At 68.8% G+C, this 19,858-nt stretch carries 14 protein-coding genes and 1 pseudogene; 8 read left to right on the top strand and 7 right to left on the bottom strand.

Annotated elements, in window-relative coordinates; genetic code table 11:
• Positions 1 to 1,344: 1,344 nt before the first annotated feature.
• Positions 1,345 to 2,505 (top strand): glutathione-independent formaldehyde dehydrogenase, encoded by a 1,161-nt coding sequence (locus ACGFW6_RS04615; RefSeq protein ID WP_393505095.1) that lies wholly within the window; start codon positions 1,345 to 1,347, stop codon positions 2,503 to 2,505.
• A 209-nt stretch (positions 2,506 to 2,714) separates the two neighbouring features.
• Here ACGFW6_RS04615 and ACGFW6_RS04610 read toward each other — a convergent pair whose 3' ends face one another.
• Positions 2,715 to 3,332 carry a cysteine hydrolase family protein gene (locus ACGFW6_RS04610; protein ID WP_393504575.1) on the bottom strand — a complete coding sequence of 206 codons (618 nt, stop codon included), beginning with the start codon at positions 3,330 to 3,332 and terminating at the stop codon, positions 2,715 to 2,717.
• A gap of 39 nt (positions 3,333 to 3,371) precedes the next feature.
• Entirely contained in the window at positions 3,372 to 4,328 is a 957-nt protein-coding gene (locus ACGFW6_RS04605) for an LLM class F420-dependent oxidoreductase (RefSeq protein WP_393504573.1), read from the bottom strand.
• 215 nt (positions 4,329 to 4,543) lie between these two features.
• Here ACGFW6_RS04605 and ACGFW6_RS04600 point away from each other — a divergent pair, with 215 nt between their 5' ends.
• Both ACGFW6_RS04600 and ACGFW6_RS04595 read left to right on the top strand, forming a co-directional pair.
• A complete protein-coding gene (locus tag ACGFW6_RS04600) occupies positions 4,544 to 5,140 on the top strand; it encodes a diguanylate cyclase (protein ID WP_393504571.1) in 597 nt (198 codons plus the stop codon).
• Between the two features lie 257 nt (positions 5,141 to 5,397).
• The gene (locus ACGFW6_RS04595) at positions 5,398 to 5,724 is read left to right on the top strand and encodes a plasmid stabilization protein (RefSeq protein WP_393504569.1); all 327 of its coding nucleotides are present in this window, start codon (positions 5,398 to 5,400) and stop codon (positions 5,722 to 5,724) included.
• Between the two features lie 361 nt (positions 5,725 to 6,085).
• Here ACGFW6_RS04595 and ACGFW6_RS04590 read toward each other — a convergent pair whose 3' ends face one another.
• The 3 genes from ACGFW6_RS04590 to ACGFW6_RS04580 all read right to left on the bottom strand — a co-directional run bounded on the left by ACGFW6_RS04590 (position 6,086) and on the right by ACGFW6_RS04580 (position 8,364).
• Complete coding sequence (locus ACGFW6_RS04590; RefSeq protein WP_393504567.1) at positions 6,086 to 7,612, bottom strand: FAD-dependent oxidoreductase; 1,527 nt, start codon at positions 7,610 to 7,612, stop codon at positions 6,086 to 6,088.
• A gap of 73 nt (positions 7,613 to 7,685) precedes the next feature.
• Positions 7,686 to 7,904, bottom strand: coding sequence for a DUF6480 family protein (locus ACGFW6_RS04585; protein ID WP_393504565.1), 219 nt, complete (start codon positions 7,902 to 7,904; stop codon positions 7,686 to 7,688).
• 37 nt (positions 7,905 to 7,941) lie between these two features.
• The gene (locus tag ACGFW6_RS04580; protein ID WP_393504563.1) at positions 7,942 to 8,364 is read right to left on the bottom strand and encodes a CBS domain-containing protein; all 423 of its coding nucleotides are present in this window, start codon (positions 8,362 to 8,364) and stop codon (positions 7,942 to 7,944) included.
• A 196-nt stretch (positions 8,365 to 8,560) separates the two neighbouring features.
• Here ACGFW6_RS04580 and ACGFW6_RS04575 point away from each other — a divergent pair, with 196 nt between their 5' ends.
• From ACGFW6_RS04575 to ACGFW6_RS04555, 5 genes and pseudogenes are all read left to right on the top strand, one after another.
• Positions 8,561 to 8,917, top strand: coding sequence for a DUF6479 family protein (locus ACGFW6_RS04575; RefSeq protein ID WP_393504561.1), 357 nt, complete (start codon positions 8,561 to 8,563; stop codon positions 8,915 to 8,917).
• A 949-nt stretch (positions 8,918 to 9,866) separates the two neighbouring features.
• Entirely contained in the window at positions 9,867 to 10,772 is a 906-nt protein-coding gene (locus tag ACGFW6_RS04570; RefSeq protein WP_393504559.1) for an SDR family oxidoreductase, read from the top strand.
• 876 nt (positions 10,773 to 11,648) lie between these two features.
• Positions 11,649 to 12,662, top strand: coding sequence for an SDR family oxidoreductase (locus ACGFW6_RS04565; RefSeq protein ID WP_393504557.1), 1,014 nt, complete (start codon positions 11,649 to 11,651; stop codon positions 12,660 to 12,662).
• A gap of 141 nt (positions 12,663 to 12,803) precedes the next feature.
• Positions 12,804 to 13,363 (top strand): annotated as a pseudogene (locus ACGFW6_RS04560) (hemerythrin domain-containing protein).
• A gap of 75 nt (positions 13,364 to 13,438) precedes the next feature.
• On the top strand, positions 13,439 to 16,510 hold the full coding sequence (locus ACGFW6_RS04555; RefSeq protein WP_393504555.1) for an FAD-binding and (Fe-S)-binding domain-containing protein: 3,072 nt from the start codon (positions 13,439 to 13,441) through the stop codon (positions 16,508 to 16,510).
• 100 nt (positions 16,511 to 16,610) lie between these two features.
• Here the strand turns inward: ACGFW6_RS04555 and ACGFW6_RS04550 are convergent, their stop codons facing one another.
• Both ACGFW6_RS04550 and ACGFW6_RS04545 read right to left on the bottom strand, forming a co-directional pair.
• Positions 16,611 to 17,735, bottom strand: coding sequence for an enolase C-terminal domain-like protein (locus tag ACGFW6_RS04550; protein WP_393504553.1), 1,125 nt, complete (start codon positions 17,733 to 17,735; stop codon positions 16,611 to 16,613).
• Positions 17,732 to 19,576 (bottom strand): thiamine pyrophosphate-requiring protein, encoded by a 1,845-nt coding sequence (locus ACGFW6_RS04545; RefSeq protein ID WP_393504551.1) that lies wholly within the window; start codon positions 19,574 to 19,576, stop codon positions 17,732 to 17,734. Before ACGFW6_RS04545 ends, ACGFW6_RS04550 begins: the two co-directional genes overlap by 4 nt.
• Positions 19,577 to 19,858 lie beyond the last annotated feature (282 nt).

The raw sequence follows: 19,858 nt of genomic DNA, 5'->3' as shown, positions 1-19,858 counted from the left end.
ACGGCCTTCCTGCGAGGTTGCAGTGCAGGTCGAGGAGGGCGGCGATGGTGTGCGCTGTGGGTGCCACGACCTCGTCCGGGCTGAGGATCTCGTGGTAGAGCCGGGCGGACTGGCGGATGACAGCGGCGGCGTACAACCATCCCGTTGCCGACCAGCCTTCGACGCGGGCGGTAACATCCGCGCACGGATAGCCACCCTGAGTTCTCCTTCGCGACCAGCCCCCCATCACGCGTGCTCGATCACCTTGCCGAACAACCGACGTGGGGCACCGACTGGGCGGCGTGCCCCTGGCTCGGTGTCACCCTGTCACAATCGGCGGCCGGCGACGTCGCCGCCGGAGCTGCCGGCGAGCACGATCGTTGTGGTGATGCGTTTGCCTACGGGTTCGTGGTGAATGGCGAAGCTCCAGCCGACCGCCATGACGACAGACCAGATGAGGATACGTCTCGGCGCAGTACTCGAACGGAGGGTTGAGCCGCGGCTCGCGGGTTACCCGCGCGGCTGCGGCCCTGGTGCGTCGCGGCGGCGGCCCGGGCGGCTTGTCCGCGTGTGTCTGGCAGTTGGGGCTGCCGGGCATGCAAGCCGGCCCGCTCATGCAGGTTCCGAGCGGGTCGGCGCACGCATGAGAACCCAGCGGGTGCTGACAGCGACATTGTGGGTGGCCGGGGGCCAGCGGGTCGCCACCGCCAGGGCGCTGGTGAACAACCGATGCGGCTGGGCTGAGTCCGGTCGCCTTGACCACCTGCGGCTGTTCAGCGTCATCCACAAACGGGTGATCCGCCGCTCCTGAGGCTCTGCGACTCCTCTGCTCGTTTGACCAGGCTGCCGCGGCTCCGAACGCTTCCGCGGTGCGGCACCCGGCCTGCTGGGACGAAGGGTGTCGACGAAGCTGTAGGGCGGCAACCGTCCGCTCTGCGTCAGTCGCCTCGCGTGCGTGTCGTCCACCGTTGCGTCTGAAGGCCAGACCGTGTTGAGCGGCGACCTAGGGCGCCTTCGCCACGACCTGGTCGCCGGCCCCTCCTCGACGGTCGTCACGACGAGTCGGCGCAGCGCGCCGTTGCAATACGCGAGGGCCGCTTCGGGGTCGTTCCTGGGAGTTCCGCGACGACCCTGCGCGCCGGGCGTTCCGGCCCGCCCTCCCGTCGTACGCGGTCGGGCGTCTCTTGCTGGAGTGCGGTGCGGTCCCTGGTACCGGACCGTTGGGGCTGCGGGCAGACGGTGAGAGGTAGTAGGTCATTCATCCGTTTCGTCGGAATCAAGGGCGGGGACCCGGTGCGGACCGGTAACAGGCCAGTCAGCTGCCCTTTCGGTCGACAGGATCGGGGCGGTGTGAAGGGAGCGATCGTGAAGGCCGCCGTCTACGAAGGACCGCGTACCGTGACTGTCAAGGACGTGCCGGACGCGAAGATCGAGCACCCCTGCGACATCATCGTCAAGATCACCAGCACCAACATCTGCGGTTCCGATCTGCACATGTACGAGGGCCGCACGTCCTTTGAGACGGGCCGCAGCCTGGGGCACGAGAACCTCGGTGAGGTGGTGGAGGTCGGGCCGGCCGTCAGCAAGGTGAAGGTCGGCGAATACGTCGTCCTCCCCTTCAACATCGCCTGCGGCTTCTGCAAGCAGTGCGAGCAGGGACTGACCAATTACTGCCTCACCATGCAGCCGGAGCCAGCGCTGGCCGGGGCCGCCTACGGATTCGCGGAGATGGGGCCCTACGCGGGCGGCCAGGCCGAGTATCTGCGGGTCCCGTACGGCGACTTCAACGCCCTGCGCCTGGGCGAGGACGCTGTCGAGCGGCAGAAAGATTACGTGATGCTCGCGGACATCTTCCCGACGGGCTATCACGCCACCGAGATGGCCAATGTGGGTCCCGGTGACCAGACCATCGTCTACGGCGCCGGGCCAGTCGGGTTGATGGCCGCCTACTCAGCAGTCCTGCGGGGCGCCGGCCGGGTGTGGGTCGCCGACCATCAGCAGGACCGGTTGCGCAAGGCCGAAGAGATCGGCGCCATCGCGATCGACACGGCCAGCGAGGACCCGGCCGAGGTCGTCAAGGAGGCCACGCTCGGGCTCGGCGCCGACAATGGCTGCGAGTGTGTTGGCTACCAGGCCCACGACTCGAGCGGACAGGAGGACGCCGCCCTCACCCTGAATGGTCTGATCGACAGCGTCCGATTCACCGGATCCCTCGGCGTGGTCGGAGTGTTCCTCCCCGAGGACCCGGGCGGCGTCGAGGCCCAGGGCGAGCACGAGGCCCGCGGCAAAATCCCGTTCGACTACGGTCGGCTGTGGTTCAAGGGCCAGCGCATGGGCACCGGCCAGGCTCCCGTGAAGAGGTACAACCGCGCACTCCGCGACCTGATCGCCGGGGGCAGGGCCGAACCCGGATTCGTGGTCTCGCACGAACTGAGCCTCGACGAAGCCTCGTCGGCCTACGAGCACTTCGACAATCGGGACGAGGGCTGGACCAAGGTGATCCTGCACCCTGACGGCCACGGGTGAGGCACCCAACGCGGCCGGCTCCTTCGGGGAATTCGCTCAAGGAGCCGGCCCTGCCTTCCCGGCGCCGACGACAGTCACCGTCGGCCCGGCGGAGAGAGGTCCAGGAGGAATCGAACAGCACCGACCAAGCCCACCCGGGCGACCATCGTGCCCAGGCCCTTCCTCAACGTGGCAGACCGAGGCGTCGAGGGTGGCTTTCTGGGGCCCGATCACCGGACTTGGGTGTGTGCGGAACCGTTCTGTGGCGAGGCGGGCGCCCTTGTGTCGGGGCGATCGAAGTCGATCTCCTTCGCCGTGGTGATCCGGGCTCCCATGTTGCGTTGCATCATTTCCAGGGCGGCGGAAGCCAGGTGGGGGTGGATGGAGGCGACAGCGTCCCTGGGCACAGTGACCCCCAGGTGGCGGATGTGTGCGTCCAGGGCGGAGTAGAGGACACATTGCTCGGTGACCTGTCCGCTCAGCACGACCTGTTCCGCGCCCAGCCGTGAGAGGAGGTAGGCCAGGGGAGTCTCGTAGAAGACGGAATGCCGGGCCTTGACGACGAAGAGCGACTCGTCGTCCGGCCTGATCGGTTCGATCAGGTCTGCGTGCGGACGGTCCAGCGCGGTGCTTACCAGTTCGCCGTGGTGGGAACGCCACAGTCCGAAGTTGTCGTTGGTGTAGATCACCGGTACGTCCGTCTTCCGGGCTCGGGCGATCAGATCCGCCAGAACGGGTACGACCCGCTGGACGGACGGTACGAGCAGTTCGGCGTCCTCGTGGTCGTATGTGTTGATCATGTCGATCACGATCAGAGCGAGCTGCGTCGAGTTTGCCGTTCGTTCCACGGCCGTCACCGCCCGTCTCGTCCGGTGCTTGCGGTCCCGCTAGCCGCGCAGTTGCGGCAGGACCTTCGTGCGGTAGAAGTCGAAGAATCCCCGCTGGTCCTTGCCGATCTGGTTGACGTACACGGTGTCGAATCCGGCGTCGACGAATGGGGCCAAGGCCTCGGTATGCGCGTCGGGGTCGTCTCCGCACGGTACTGCGGACGCCACTTGGTCCTCGGTGACCAGCTCGGATGCCTGCTCGAAGTGGTGCGGGGTCGGCAGGATCTGGGGGAGTTCTCCGGGAAGCTGCTCATTGGCCCACAAGCGGTGTGCGGTGCGGACCGCGTCCTGGCGGTCCGAGCCCCAGCACACCTTGAGCCCGCCCTGGACCGGCTTGGTGCCGCCCCCGCCGCGACGGAAGCGTTCGACCTGGGCGGGGTCGGGCATCATCGTGATCAGGCCGTCGCCGATGCGGGCCGCGGTCTCGGCGGCCTGTGGGCCGAAGGCGGAGACGTCGATGGGCACCTGCTCGTCGGGCAGGGTGTACAAGCGGGCGTTCTGCACCGTGTAGTGCTTGCCGTGATGGCTCGTTTGTTCACCGGTGAACAGCTGCCGGATGATCTGCAGTGCTTCCTCCAGCATCTCGAGACGCACCGATGCTTCGGGCCAGGGGGTGCCGAGGACGTGTTCGTTGAGTGCCTCGCCTGTGCCGACTCCCAGGCGAAACCGGCCGCCGAGCTGGGTGGCGCTGGTGGCGGCCGCCTGAGCGATGACAGCGGGGTGCGTGCGGATGAGGGGGCACGTCACGGCTGTCTCCACCGGCACTGAGACAGCCTGTGACAGGGCGCCGATCACATTCCACACGAACGGACTCTGACCCTGGCGGTCGTTCCACGGGTGGTAGTGGTCGGAGATCCAGAGGGAGTCGAAGCCGGCCTGCTCGGCCATCCGGGCCTGATCGACGAGTTCGGCGGGGGTGTGTTCCTCGCACGACAGGAAGTATCCGAAATCCGGCATGTGCTTCTCTCCGGGGACGTCGTGACGGCGGTACTGCGACGTGCCCGCGAGTACCCGGTGGGCTGCGGGGTCTAACTACGGCGTGCGCGCGTTCCCGGTGCGAGGGAGGGTACTGGGAGGCGGTCCACCGCAGGTGCGGGTCAGGCAACCGGGGGTCTTCACAGGAGGATGTCATGGGAATGGAGCGACTTCTCCCACGTAGGAGTTTGCGTCGGTTGCGCCGCGCCGGCGCTCAGCAGCCCGCGCCGACCCCCACGGACGTCGAGTCGGCGGCCCGCCGGTTCCTGCTGCTCGGGATCCTCCCCCTTTGGGTGGTGCCCGGCCTCGCCGACTGGTGGTTGCACCGGCGCACACGCATCGAGCGCACCAGCGGCGCCAAGGAGTCCGCGGTGCACGCGCTGATGATGACCGAGACCGGCGTACCGGTGGTCATGGGGCTGCTCGCCCGAGTCAACCCTCTGGTGCTGACCACGATGGGGGCGGCAGCGATCGCACACGGTGCCACCGCGGTGTACGACGTGTCGCTGGCCACCGGTGAACGGGAGGTACGGCCGATCGAGCAGCACATCCATAGTTTCCTGGAAGTGCTGCCCCTCACCGCGTTGGCCTTCACCGCTTGCCTGCACCCGGACCAGGTCCGCTCGACGCTGCGCGGCGGACCGCAAGCGCAGGACTGGCGCCTGCTGCCCAAGGAGCATCCGCTGCCGCCCGCATATCTCGCAGGGCTGGCCTGCGTGATCGGACTGGGCGTAGTCGTGCCTTACGCCGAGGAGCTACGACGGTGTCTCCGAGCACGTCCCGGTGCGGCTTAGGGCGTGGGGCGGGGCGAGCCGTACTGGCCTGGCCAGCCTCTTCGGGGAAGAAGTCGATTTGTGCGAATCCCTCACGCGAACCAGGCCCCACAAGTGTCCTATCCCGGCAAGGGAAACAGCGCCGCAGCCAGCTGAGCAGCCCTGATCGGAAAGTTCCTGCGATGCCCGTCGCTGCGGGGCGGTCTCGCAAATGCAAGCCGCAGGTTGACCGCGTTGGGAGGATCTCACCGCGGTGCTGATGCGAGAGGAGAACCGTCATGCCGGCAGGTTCGAGTTCGAAACGGGAGCGCCAGTACGAGCACGTCAAGGAGAGCGCCCGGGATCGTGGCGAGTCGCCCAAGCGGGCCAAAGAGATCGCCGCACGGACGGTCAACAAAGAGCGGGCGAGGTCGGGGGAGTCGAAGACGTCAAGCAAGACCTCGACCCGCGATCCGAGGTCCGCGTCCCAGCGCGGCGGACAGCGCTCGCACAGCGGGGCCGAAGGGCCGACCAAGGACCAGCTTTACGAAGAGGCCAAGAAACGAAACATTCAGGGCCGGTCCTCGATGACGAAGAAGCAGTTGGAGAACGCCCTCGGCCGCTGACACGCCGGGCTGGCCTGCTGGTTTACGCGTGTCTCCGCCTCCGTCGGATCGGACGAACGGCGTCGGCGGCTGGTGTCGCACAACCACACCAGCAGCGATGCCGTACTGCGGCCGGAGGCCGACCGACCCGGCGGGCGGGTTCAGGCGTGCTCGGCACGGATCAGTGCCGCTCCTCGGCTGAGCGGTCAGCCCTCGGACGCTGACCGCTCAGCCTCTGATCAGCTGATGGCCGCAAAGGCGGCACGGACCCGGTCCGTGCCGCCTTTGCGAGGTTGGTTCCACTCCACGGTCGGCCTGGGAGTCAAGCCTGTGGGGTTTTCATCCAACCGCGCTCGGGCACGTGCAGGCTTCCTCGTCTGCCTTACAGGTCGCGCTTCTTCAGCGGCCGTACCGCGGGGCCTTGGAGGACTTGGCCGTCCGGGGCGAAGCGGGAGCCGTGGCACGGGCATTCCCATGCCTTTTCCGCACGGTTGAAGGCGACGGCGCAGCCGAGATGCGTGCAACTGGCCGAGACCGCGTGGAGTTGGCCGGCCTCGTCGCGGTGCACGGCATACTGCCCCGCGCCCATCCGTACCACGGCGCCGTCGCCCCGGGCGATGTCGTCCGGCGCCAGCCCGGTCAGTGGCGGTATCCGCTCACCGACGAAGTGCCGGGCCACCTTGGCCTGATGCTTCAGGAACGCCCCTCCCTCGCGCACGACGGAGGCGATCCGGCGGGGATCGTAGAGCCCGCTCCACTCGACCGTTTGTCCGGCGATGAGGTCGCTCAGCAGTTGGCCCGCCATGATGCCGCCGCTGAGACCCCAGCCGCCGAAGCCCGTCGCCACGTAGGTGTGGCGGCTGCCGGGGCGGAGCGGTCCGATGAGGGGGACGGAGTCGGTGGAGTCGTTGTCCTGGGTGGCCCATCGATGGGTGACTGCGACTCCGGGGAAGCGGGCCTCGGCCCAGCACGACAGCCGGGCGAAGCGTTCCTCGACGTCGGCCGTGCCGGGAGTGAAGTGCTCCCCGGTGACGATCAGCAGGCGTCGGCCGTCGCCGAGGGGTGCCGTGCGCACGGAGCGGGTCGACTGCTCGGGGGTGATGTACATGTTGCGAGGCGCTCGCTCTTCGTCGATGACCCCGGCCACGACCAGTTCCCGGCGTGGGGACAGCCGGGTGAACAGCAGGGCCCGGTCGAAGACGGGGTAATGCGTGGCGATCACGACCTCGCGGGCGCGCACCGACACCCCCGCTTCGGTCGCCAGCATGCAGGGTTCGCCCTCGGTGAGGCCGACGACCCGGGTGTTCTCGTACACCGAGCCGCCGCGTCGTCGCAGGTCGTCCGCGAGCGCCAGCAGGTACTTCCGGGGATGGAACTGGGCCTGGCCGGTCACTTGGACTGCTCCGGCGACGGGGAACGGCAAGTCCGTCTCCGTGACGTATTCGGCAGGCAGGCCCGCCTGAGAAGCCGCTTCCGCCTCCGCGCGAAGTTTCTCGGCGTGGCGCGGGTTCTCGATGTAGGTGAAGGCTGTCGCTTCCTCCCAGTCGCAGTCGATGTTCAGCTCGTCCACGATGTCCTCGGCATGCCGGATCGCGGCGGTCTGCGAGCGGGCGTACAACCGGGCGCCTTCGGGACCACGGGTACGACGCAGATGGTCGTAGATCAGGGTGTGCAGTGCGGTGAGTTTGGCGGTCGTGTGCCCGGTGACGCCGGCTGCGAGGCGTCCGGCTTCGAGGACGGCGACCTCGCGTCCGCGGCGTGCGAGTTCCCACGCCGTGCTGAGTCCCGCGATACCGCCGCCGACAACGGCGACATCGACGCTCAGCTTGTCTTCCGGTGGGGGAGCGGGGTCACCCGCCGGTGCGGAATCGAGCCAGTAGGAGCTTTGCGACGCTCGCTCTGCGTTCATGGCCGCCGAGTTCCCCCTCCATCGACATGGCACTCGGACGATTCGGCCCGCGCCTTCCGATTCCCTCCCGACGTCACAGAGCGATGGCCATGGCGATCAGTCCGATCACCACCAGGACCACCACGACCATGATCACGATCAGGGGCATTGCGCCCCATCCCTTGCGCAGTTCGGGCGGGTCCGGGTGCGTGCCGAAGGTGCCCCCTTCGGCGGGTGGGGTCTCCCCCGGGAAGACCTGACCGCCTGGCTCGAGTCCAGGAGTCCGGGTGGGCTCGGGGTCGGGAGTGGTCATGACTGCCCTCCTTCCGGCTACTGGCCGGGCGGAACGGTCAGGTATTGGGACTGGCGGCACTGATGTCCCCCAGTGCCGAGTGGGGATCACGCTCGATGGCCAGGTCGCCGAGGGAGACGACACCCACCGCGTGCTGCTTCTGGTCGACGACCGGGACACGGCGTACGGAGTGCTCACGCATCACGTCGATCGCGTGCTCGAGGTCGTCTCCGGGCCCCACTGTGATCATCTCGTCGCTGCACGCGTCGATGACGGTCGTGCTGCCCGGGTCGTGTCCTGCCGCCACCGAGCGAACGACCAGGTCGCGGTCCGTGACCAGCCCGCGCAGCTGTTCACCGTCGGTTACTAGTACGGCTCCGACGTCCTCGTCTCGCATCATCTCGGCGACGGATATCACCGATGCCTGGGGTGCGACGGTCACGAGGTCGGTCGTCATGACGTCGCGGACATGCTGAGCCATGGGAAGCGTCCCTTCATGCGATGGGCGGTGCGGTTCCCCGCCGCTGTGGCCCGAGTACCCGCAGATGACCGCACCCCACATCGCTACGAACTGGGCTCACCTCGACCTTTGCCTGAGCCCAGGGTTCTTCGCGCGCAAGGCGACTCAGTTGGCGGGGCCACAGGTGAATGTCTGATGCCAGGGGTACTCGCGCGACATGGATATCGCTTGGACTGACATCGCGGCGCGTGGCGCACTCGGCATCGGATTGATCGTCGCCGGTCTGGTGGTTGTGGGGCTGCTCATCGGTGCTTTCGTGGTGGGTGCTCGGATCAGGCGCCGGGCACCATCTCCGCCCCGCCCTCAGGAACAGCCACGGCGGCCCGAGGACGGCCCGGTTCACGAGGCCAGCGAGCGGCGGGAGCCGGACGAGGTGCCCAGAAGCGACCACCGGTTGACCCCGCACGAGATGCCCGGCCACGGCAACATGCCCTCCCGCCGGAGCTCGTCCCAGCAGCGGCCCCGTTGGGACGACGGCAGAAGTGGATCGTTCGGCAGCGGCGGACAGGGCTAAGACCGGCGCCGCCGAGAGCCTGACCGCGAGCTGACTGGCTGCAAGGACCTGGCGCTGATCAGCGGCAGCATTGGAAGGGCGATCACGTGCAGGTTTTCACCTGTGGTGGCATGGCTACGGTGAGGCCCCTTTCGTTCACAGGAGCTTTGTGCCATGACGTGTGGTGCGCTGCCCGGCTGACCGCTGGTAGCGCAATAATTGCACCCGTCGGTGGCATGGCGTGTAGCCCCGCAAGCTCTCGGCTGGCTCGCCCGTGTGCCCAGGTGTGGCACGTAACGCCGGCCCGCTCAGCGGGTTGGGCGGGCCGACGGGCTCCGATACGGCCGCCCCCCGGCTGCGGCTCCGCTCCTCGCCCGCGACATCCTTCGACGCGGATGTACTAACTGTCGGTTCTCCGCCCCGCGTTCGTGTGAGAGGACCGTTGGGCGGGGCCTCGGTGGATATGTCCGTTCCTCGTCGTTGACCCGGTACTGGCGTGCGGTCGCGCCGCGCTGCCGAGCTGGTTCAGAGGACGCGAAGGGAGACTCCTCGACCGGCACGGCCGTCCCCAGATCCCAGGCGCCCCCGCTAGCCGGCACGCTCACCGCCTGGCCGTGCTTTGTCGCGCCACCAAAGCGGGGTAGCCCGCCACCTCGGTGAACGAGGCCGCCCGTCCTGAGCCTGAGTGGCCCACCGGCGGGAGGTCCCAGTCGTCGCCCCTCACGATGTTGCCTTCGAGCCCGCGCCTGAGCTGTATGTCATCTCCGTCCACGGTTGCCCGCACACACGTCCTGATCCTGCGACCGCGCAGGCGCCGTGCCCTGGCCCACTCGGTGTAGGGCCTGCGTATCGTGCTTCCGGACCAGTCGATTGATTGGTCGCCGGCGGACTGGGAACGCGACGCCCGCAAGCACGGTTCGGCCCGAACAAACACGGCCCGCCGCGAGCAACTCTGCTGAAGGGAAACGCTTTGCACTCCGAGCAGGAAGCGTCCGCACCGCAGGTAGTCTCCGAGCCCGCTCCTCCTTACGACTCCGACAAGCAGCAGCGGCCCGGTCTGGAAGCCGACATGCGCTCCGCCCCGCGCTACCGGGCCAGCCGGTACCGTGCCAGCGGGAAGCTGGAGGGCAAGGTTGCCTTGATCACCGGCGGTGATTCCGGCATCGGACGGGCGGTCGCGTTGCTGTATGCAAGGGAAGGCGCTGATGTCGCCATAGTCCACCTTCCCGATGAACGAAGCGACGCCGAACAGATACAGCGTGAGGTGCAGGACGAGGGCCGTCGCTGCCTGCTGTTGCCCGGCGACCTCATCGACCCTGCATTCTGCAGCGAGGCCGTCGAACGGACCAGGGCTGAGCTCGGCGGATTGAACATCCTGGTGAGCAACGCCGCTTACCTGAACAGCAAGCTGGAACTGGAGCAGCTGACCGCCGAGGACTTCGACCGAACGTTCAAAGTCAACATCTACGCGTACTTCCACCTGCTCATGGCGGCGCTGCCCCACTTTCAACCGGGGGACGCGGTCATCGCCACGGCGACAGAGGAAGCCCTCAAGGGCAGTGAGACGATGATTGATTACGCCGCATCCAAGGCAGCGTTGATCGCCTTGACCAAGTCCGTCGCCATCCACCTGGCCCAGCGCGGGGTGCGGGCGAATGTGGTCGCCCCCGGCCCGACCTGGACGCCGCTCAACGAGGCGGACCAGCACATGCCACCCGATGGCCTGGCCCAGATCGGAAGCGACGCCCCGCTGGGCCGCGCAGCCCAGCCGGAGGAGATCGCCCCAACGTACGTCTACCTCGCCTCCGACGCCGACTCCAGCTACACCGTCGGCGAAGTGATCGCCGTAACCGGCGGCATGGTCGACACCCGGTAGGAGACCCAGGGCCTCACTTCAGCCTCCACAGCGCGCCGCACCTCGAACCCGCGGGGACAGGGCTTCGACCATCGACTCGGTTTTGGTATGTGTGGGGTCGCCGCAGGAACGCCCAGCTGGGCGGGGAGGAACCGTTTCGACCTCCCCAGGCGTGCAACAGCCCCTCCCCGCCAAGCACGAATCCGGCTACCCCAACCATCCGCGCTCAAGCCTGAGTTGCCGTAGCGCGCCCGCGCTCCGTAATGATTCGGGTGACACGTAAGTTGCTCCGGAATGGCTCGCCCTCGACTGGGAAACCCTCGCCTGCGCAGCCGACCCCGACCAACTCGTCGTCTGGACCGCCGCTCCTGACACCACCAGCTACGACAACCAGCAGGCCGAAGGGGATCTTTTAGGCCGAGCAGGATGAGGCCGAGGTAGCTGGCCAGCAGGCGCCGGGGTATGGCTCGGCCTCCAGGAGCGCCCCTCGGCCTCGGCCGCGGGGCCAGGGCTGCGGAGGCGGGGCCCTCGGCGAGGTCTCGATCCAGTCGGGATTGCCTAGTTTGCGGCGCAGGGGTTGCGGAACTTGGTGGTTATGCCATGGCTACGTGGAACAGCGCGCCTACCTGGGAGAGGTAAACGTGCTGGTCAGACGGTGTGCCCCCGGCAGGATTCGAACCTGCGACCCCCACTCTACGAGGGCGGCTGTGTGCTGCGGAGGGCATTGCCCGAGCACCGGTCCTTCCTACTGGGCAAGATCGCCCTGTGCAGCTTCAAGGTCTGCTGCTCGCCGGCGTCTGACTGAACGTTGTTCTCCCACCCTCCATAACGGAGGTTGTCCACCACGGCTCGTACAGGCCGCTTCGAGGGGTGGGTGCGGGCAAGCGAGGAGGATCGATGAGCGGGACGACAGGGCAGACGGTCGTGGTCACCGGGGCGAGTGCCGGAATCGGGCGAGCCACCGCCGTCGTGTTCGCCGCACGCGGTGCCAAGGTCGCTCTGCTGGCCCGCGGGCAGGCCGGACTCGACGCGGCCGCGGCCGACGTGCGGGCGGTCGGCGGGCAGGCACTGCCCATCGTCACCGACGTGGCTGAGTGGGATCAGGTGGAGCGCGCCGCCCGCCGCGCCGAGGAGGAATTCGGGCCGGTCGACGTCTGGGTGAACAATGCCTTCACGGCGGCATTCGGCAAGTTCACCGACGTGTCCCCCGAGGAGTTCTCGCAGGCGACGCGGTCGACGTACCTCGGTTACGTGCACGGCACACGGGCGGCACTGCAGAGCATGGTCCCGCGCGATCGCGGCACTGTCGTGCAGGTCGGTTCAGCGCTCGCCTACCGGGGGATTCCGCTGCAGAGCGCGTACTGCGGCGCCAAGCACGCCATCCAGGGCTTCACCGAGTCCGTGCGCTGCGAACTGCTGCACGACAAGTCGGCGGTGCGGGTCACCATGGTCCAGATGCCGGCGGTCAACACCCCGCAGTTCACCTGGCTGCGCACCCACCTGCCGCGCCACGCTCAGCCGGTGCCGCCGATCTACCAGCCCGAGGTTGCCGCCCGCGCCGTACTGCGCGCCGCGGACCACCCTCAGCGACGCGAGTACTGGGTAGGGACGTCCACGGCCCTGACGTTGCTGGCCAACGCCGTCGTGCCCGGGTTGCTCGACCGCTATCTGGCGCGCACCGCGTTCGACTCGCAGCAGTCCGACGCCCTTCCGCAGCCCGAGGGACACGGCAACCTCCTCACGCCGGCGGACGAGAAGGAGGACTACGGGGCGCACGGCGTGTTCGACGACCAGGCACACACCTTCGACCCGCAGGTGTGGGCGAGCCGGCATCACATGGGCAAGGCGGTCGCCGCCGCGAGTCTCGTCGGCGCGGGATACGCACTGCTGCGCCGTCGAGGCAGCCACTGAGCCCGACCGGCCCGTGTGCAGTCCGCACGGTCGCGCGTGGGCCATCCGATGCGATGCACCGAATGCCTCGCCGGTTTGCGGACGCGGCGCCGGGGTTACACGGTCGAGGCGTTCCGGTCAGCGCGCGGAAGGGGAGCACCCATGGGGCACGGCGGGGATGTCATCGCGGAACTGACCACCGATCACCGCGAGGTGGAAGAGCTGTTCGGGAAGATCGCCGCCCTGCCCTCGGGGAACGAGCAGCGCAAGGAGTACGCCGATCAGGCCGTGATCGAGCTGGTGCGGCACTCGATCGCCGAAGAGGTGTACCTCTATCCGGCCGTGCGCGAGGTCTTGCCCGACGGTGACACGGTCGCCGACAAGGAACTCAAGGACCATGCCGAGGCGGAGCGGACGATGAAGGCGCTCGAAGGAGTCGACGCTGCAGACGCGGAGTTCGACCGGCTCATCGGCGAGCTGATGACCGAGATCCGTTCGCACGTCCGGGACGAGGAGGAAAATCTCACCCCTCGGTTGCGGTCGGCGGTCTCCGAGGACGAGCTGATGAAGCTGGGCGACAACGTCCGCCAGGCCAAGAAGCTCGCTCCCGCCCGGCCGCATCCGTCGGATATCCGGACACGCCACCGGCCAACAAGCTGGTCCCGGGCGTGGGCATGGTGGACCGGATCAGGAAGGTCCTGACGGGACCCGGCTGGGACTGACGGCAAACGTCGGCCGTCCCGACACCGCCTTCCCCGTAGTCAACAACCCATTTGCTGCCCAGTGGAGTTTCGTCCATGGAACCGGTCGATCTGCCCCTTCCCGTCGCCAGGCGCACGCAGGCGCCGGCAGATGTGAGCTCTCTGGAGCGTGATCTTCGCGCTCGGGTCGACGGGGAGGTCCGCTTCGACGCGGGTACGCGCGCGGCGTATTCGACGGACGGTTCCAATTACCGGCAGGTGCCGATCGGGGTGGTCGTCCCGCGGACGGTGGAGGCGGCCGTCGAGGCGGTGACGGTCTGCCGGGAGCACGAGGCACCACTGCTGTCCCGAGGGGGCGGCACGAGCCTGGCCGGCGAGTGCTGCAACATCGCGGTGGTGGTGGACTGGAGCAAGTACTGCAACCGGCTGCTGTCGGTGGACCCGGAGAACCGGCGCTGCGTGGTCGAACCGGGCATCGTCCTCGACGAGCTGAACAGGCAACTGGCCGAGTACGGCCTGCAGTACGGGCCCCGGCCGGCCACCCATCCGAACTGCACCATCGGCGGGATGATCGGCAACAACTCGTGCGGGTCGACGGCACAGGCGTACGGCAAGGTCGTCGACAATCTCCACCGCCTGGAGGTCCTCACCTACGACGGTGTGCGGACGTGGGTGGGGCGGACCGGCGACGGCGAACTGGAACGGCTGACCGCTGCCGAGGGGCGGCAGGCGGAGCTGTACCGGGGCATGGTGGCCCTGCGCGACAGGTACGCCGAGCTGGTGCGCGAGCGCTACCCCGACGTCCCGCGACGGGTGTCCGGCTACAACCTGGACTCGCTGCTGTCCGAGCACGGGTTCGACGTCGCCGGACTCCTCACCGGCTCGGAATCCACGCTGGTGACCGTCCTGCACGCGGAACTGGAGCTCGTACCCGTGCCGAAGCACACCGCCCTGGTCGTGCTCGGCTACGAGGACATCTGCCAGGCGGCCGACCATGTGCCGGATGTTCTTCGGCACGAGCCGGCTGCCCTGGAGGGCGTGGATCACCAGCTGATCCACTTCCAGCAGGTCAAACACCTCAACCCGGACGCCCTGGGGGAGTTGCCCGAAGGCCGGGCCTACCTGATGGTGCAGCTCACCGCGGACACGCGTGAGGAGGTGGAGGCCAAGGCCAGGGCGCTGATCGACGCCAAGCCGGACGACGTGGACCACACCTGGTACGACGACTACCAGCACGTCCAGGAACTGTGGCTGATCCGCGAGTCCGGCCTGGGCGCCACCGCGCATGTCCCCGGCAAGCCGGACACCTGGGAGGGCTGGGAGGACTCTGCGGTCCCGGTCGACCGCCTCGGCGACTACCTGCGCGACCTCAAGCGGCTGTACGAGGAGTTCGACTACGGGCACCCGTCCGTGTACGGGCATTTCGGCCACGGCTGCGTCCACACCCGCATCCCCTTCGACCTGGAGTCCGAGCATGGCGTCGCACGGATGCGGGCCTTCGTGGAGAAGGCCGCCGACCTGGTGGTGTCCTACGGCGGATCGCTCTCGGGCGAGCACGGAGACGGCCAGTCCCGGGGCGAGCTGCTGGAGAAGATGTTCGGACCGGAACTGATCGAGGGCTTCGAGCGGCTGAAGGGACTGTTCGATCCTGGAAACCGCATGAACCCGGGGAAGATCGTTTTGCCGTACCGTCTCGACGAGAACCTGCGCTTGGGCGCGGACTACCTGCCGTGGGAGCCGGAGACCGTCTTCTCCTTCCCCCACGACGAAGGCAAGTTCAGCCGGGCCGCCGCGCGCTGTGTCGGCGTCGGCAAGTGCCGCTCCTTGGAGGGCGGCGTGATGTGCCCCAGCTACCGGGCCACCCGAGAGGAGGAGCACTCCACCCGGGGCCGTGCCCGGCTGCTGTTCGAGATGGTCAACAACGACGGCGACTCGCCGATCGGGGACGGCTGGCGATCCCACGAGGTCCACGACGCGCTGGACCTGTGCCTGGCCTGCAAGGGCTGCAAGACGGACTGCCCGGTCAACGTGGACATGGCCACGTACAAGGCGGAGTTCCTGCACCACCACTACAAGCGCCGGCTGCGGCCCCTCGCTCACTACTCCATGGGCTGGCTGCCGGCGGTCGCGCGGGTGGTCGCCCTCGCCCCGCGCAGTGTCAACGCGCTCACGTCGGTGCCGTGGGCGGCTCGCGTGGCCAAGGCGCTCGGCGGCGTCGCCCCGGAGCGCGCCGTGCCCCTCTTCGCCGAGCAGCGCTTCACGCAGTGGTGGCGTGCGCGGGGCGGCCCGCGTGGCGAGGGGCACCGGGGTGAGGTCGTGGTGTGGCCCGACACTTTCACCGACCACTTCCACCCCGCGATCGGCAGGGCCGCGGTAGAGGTCCTGGAAGCGGCCGGGTTCCGGGTCAAGGTGCCCGAGTCGGCGGTGTGCTGCGGTCTGACCTGGATCTCCACCGGGCAGTTGGACGTCGCCAGGCGGATCCTCGGGAACACGATCGACGTGCTGCGCGAGGAGTTGCGCCGCGGCACTCCCGTGGTCGGCCTGGAACCGAGTTGTACGGCCGTCTTCCGCGCGGACGCGGCCGAACTCCTGCCGAAGGACCCCGATGTGACGCGGCTGCGCGAGCAGACCCGAACGCTGGCCGAACTCCTCGTCGAACGAGCCGGGGACTGGCAGCCGCCACGCGTCGACGCACGCGCGGTCGTCCAGCGCCACTGCCACCAGTACGCCGTCCTGGGCTTCGACGCCGACCGGGAAATCCTGAAACGCGCCGGAGTCGACGCCGACGTCCTGGACGCCGGCTGCTGCGGACTGGCCGGCAACTTCGGCTTCGAGAAGGGGCACTACGAGGTGTCCATGGCCTGCGCCGAGGCGGGACTGCTCCCGGCCGTGCGGGAGGCGGACGACGCGACGCTGGTGCTCGCGGACGGTTTCAGTTGCCGTACCCAGGTCGACCAGGCCGGCACCGGGCGGACTCCACTGCACCTGGCGGAAGTTCTGGCGGCCCGGCTGACGGGCCAGGAGGCCGTTCCGGAGAGGCCCGAAGCGCCCGGGCCCCGGGCCCTGCTGCCGTGGGGCATCCTCGGTGCGGCCGTGGGGACGCTTGCGGTGCTGGCCGGTGTGCGGCGCTGGTGTCGTACGCGCTGCGCGGGCCGGCTTCGGAGGTGAGCCGGCCCCGCCGCGAGACCGGGATCGCTGCCCGGTCTGGCCCCACGATCCAACGGCAGCATCGTGATCAGGAGGCCATCGGTCGGTGAACCGGGCCTGGTCAGGTGATGCGGTGGCGATCGGCGGCCGTCCGGTTCAGGGTGAGGCCGTGGCCCGGTTCGCCGGAGGCGCCGGGCGTGACGGTGCCGCCCTGCGGGTCGAGTGTGCCGTGGAACAGCATGTCCTCGATGCGGACGTGGTCGTGGAACCACTCCAGATGACGGGTGTTGGGCACGGCCGCGGCGACGTGGGCGTGCAGGTGCGGTGCGCAGTGGCCCGATATGTGCAGACCGAGCCCTTCGGCCAAGGCGGCGGCGCGGAGCCAGACGGTGATGCCGCCGCAGCGGGTGACGTCGGCCTGTAGGCAGTCGACGGCGCCCGAGGCGGCCATCCGGGCGAAGTACGGGAGGTCGTAGCCGTATTCGCCGGCAGCGACATCGGCGGCGACGGCTTCGCGTACGTCGCGCAGGCCGGTCAGGTCGTCGGAGGAGACGGGTTCCTCCAACCAGGTGACACCGAAGTCCGTCATGGCGGCTGCCATCCGTACGGCCTGCTTGCGGGTGTAGCCGCCGTTCGCGTCGACGTACAGTTCGGCCCCGTCACCCACGACACGGCGGGCCAGCGCGGTGCGGTGCAGGTCGTGCGCCTCGCGGCGGCCCCAGGACTCGGCGACCTTGATCTTCACGCGGTCGATGCCCTGCTCGGCCCAGCCGCGCAGCTGCTCTTCGAGCTGCCGGTCGTCGTACGTGGTCAGGCCGCCGCTGCCGTACACCGCGACCTCGTCGCGGGCCGCGCCCAGCAGACGCACGAGCGGCAGACCCAGAATGCGGGCCTTGAGGTCCCACAACGCGGTGTCGACGGCGGACACTGCGCCGGCGGCGATTCCGGGCCTGCCCGCGTTGCGCAGAGCCCGGCTCATGCGGTCGTTGGCGGCGGGGACGTCGAAGACATCGTGCCTGACGACGAGGTCCGCCAGTTCGTGCTCGATGACGGGGGCGGTGGCGGGTGAGCCGTAGGTGAAGCCGAGGCCCGTTCGGCCCGCCGCGGTGGCCTCGATCAGCACCAGGGTGGTCGCGTCCCAGGTCAGGGTCGCGTCTCCGCCCGGCAGGTCCGTGGGAATCCGGTACGCCGAGGCGTCCAGGCGCTCCACGACCGGCCCGTCGAGGTGTGGTGCCTCCTCGGTCACTTGTCCTCTTCGGCGCTGTCGTGCGGACCGGCGCCGGGGCGGTCGTGGCGGTGGCGGCTGCCGGGCAGCATTTCCTGGACCTTCGCCTTGAAGCCCTGCTTCACCATTGAACCGCGGTCGCTGTCGCCCTTGAGGATCGCGGTGGCCGCTGCCTCGATCTGGTCCAGTGAGGCGTGCGGCGGGATCGGCGGGACGGCCGGGTCGGTGCGGAAGTCGATGACGAAGGGCCGGTCCGCGGCGAGGGCCCGGTCCCACGCGGACTCCACCTGCTTGGGCTTTTCCACCCGGACGCCGTCCAGGCCCATTCGCTGGGCGAGGTCCGCGTACGGCAGGTCGGGGATGTGCTGGGACTCCTCGAACTGCGGTGCGCCGGACATGGCGCGCATCTCCCAGGTGACCTGGTTGAGGTCGCCGTTGTTCAGCACGGCGACGATCAGCCTCGGGTCCGACCACTCGCGGTAGTACTTCGCCGCGGTGACCAGCTCCATCAAGCCGTTCATCTGCATGGCACCGTCCCCGACAAGGGCGATGGCGGGCCGGTCGGGGTGGGCGAACTTCGCGCCGATGGCGTACGGCACGCCGGGGCCCATCGTCGCCAGGGTGCCGGACAGCGAGCCGCGCATCCGGCCGCGCAGCCGCAGGTGGCGGGCGTACCAGTTGGCGGCCGAGCCGGAGTCGGCGGCGAGGATGACGTCGTCGGGCAGCTTGCCGTCCAGGGCGTGGACGACGTACTCCGGGTTGACCGGGTCGGCGCTGACGGCGGCGCGCCGCTGCATGACCTCCCACCAGCGGGCGACGTTCTTCTCGATCTTCTCCCGCCATGCCCGGTCCTCCTTGCGGTGCAGCCGGGGCAGCAGCCGCTGCAGGGTCTCGCGGGCGTCACCGACGAGGTTGACCTCGTTCGGGTAACGCAGGCCGATCATGTGCGGGTCGATGTCGATCTGCACCGCACGGGCCTGGTCCAGCTCCGGCATGAACTGGGTGTACGGGAAACTGGATCCGATCATCAGCAGGGTGTCGCACTCCTGCATCAGCTCGTACGAGGGACGGGTGCCGAGCAGCCCGATGGAGCCGGTGACGTAGGGCAGGTCGTCGGCCAGGGCGTCCTTGCCGAGCAGGGCCTTGGCCACGCCGGCGCCGAGGACGTCCGCCAGCCGTTCGACCTCGGCGCGGGCGCCGCGGGCTCCCTGTCCGATCAGGACCGCGACCCGCTCGCCGGAGTTCAGCACGTCGGCGGCACGCTGGACGTCCTCGTCGGCCGGGACCGGTGCGTACCTTCCCAGACCGAGGCTGGAGGGCACCATCTTGAAGGCGTGCGTGGGCGGGCTGTAGTCCAGCTCCTGCACGTCGGCGGGGATGATGATCGCGGTGACGGTGCGCTTGGCGTACGCGGTGCGGAAGGCCCGGTCGATCAGGTTCGGCAGCTGTTCGGGAACCATGACCGTCTCGCAGAAGTCCGAGGCGACGTCCTTGTACAGGCTGGCCAGGTCGACTTCCTGCTGGTAGGAGCCGCCCATGGCGCTGCGGTTGGTCTGCCCGACCAGTGCCACGACCGGAACGTGGTCGAGCTTGGCGTCGTAGAGCCCGTTCAGCAGGTGGATCGCGCCCGGTCCGGAGGTGGCCGCGCACACCCCGACCTTGCCGGAGAACTTCGCGTAGCCGACGGCCTGGAAGGCGGACATCTCCTCGTGCCGGGACTGGACGAACTTCGGCTTGTTGTCCGCGCGGCCCCACGCGGCCAGCAGCCCGTTGATGCCGTCACCCGCATAGGCGAAGACATGATCGACGTCCCACTCGCGCAGGCGCTGGAGGATGTAGTCGGACACCTTCGTGCTGGCCATGCGAGCTCCGTTTCTGACACCTGGTGAATGGCTGTCCCCGGCGTCGGGACGCATGGGGGCACGACATTCCATGGGTAACCGTGCGGATAGGCGGGAAACGTCGCCCGCGCGGGGCGATGGACTGTACGCAGGCCGCCCTCGTCCAAAACTGGCAGCGGACCGACAGGGCCGCCTCCCGGGGCACGGCCGGGAAGGCTGCTGGATCGCGTCCAGGGAATCCTCGCTCGTCGCACGGTCTCCGTGTGGGCCCCGGGTGGGTGGGTAGCCGGTGGGCGTAACCAA

Origin of the sequence: Streptomyces sp. Y7 (assembly GCF_043195415.1) — a bacterium.
Classification (GTDB): domain Bacteria; phylum Actinomycetota; class Actinomycetes; order Streptomycetales; family Streptomycetaceae; genus Streptomyces.
This window is presented reverse-complemented; position numbering and strand designations above follow the sequence as displayed.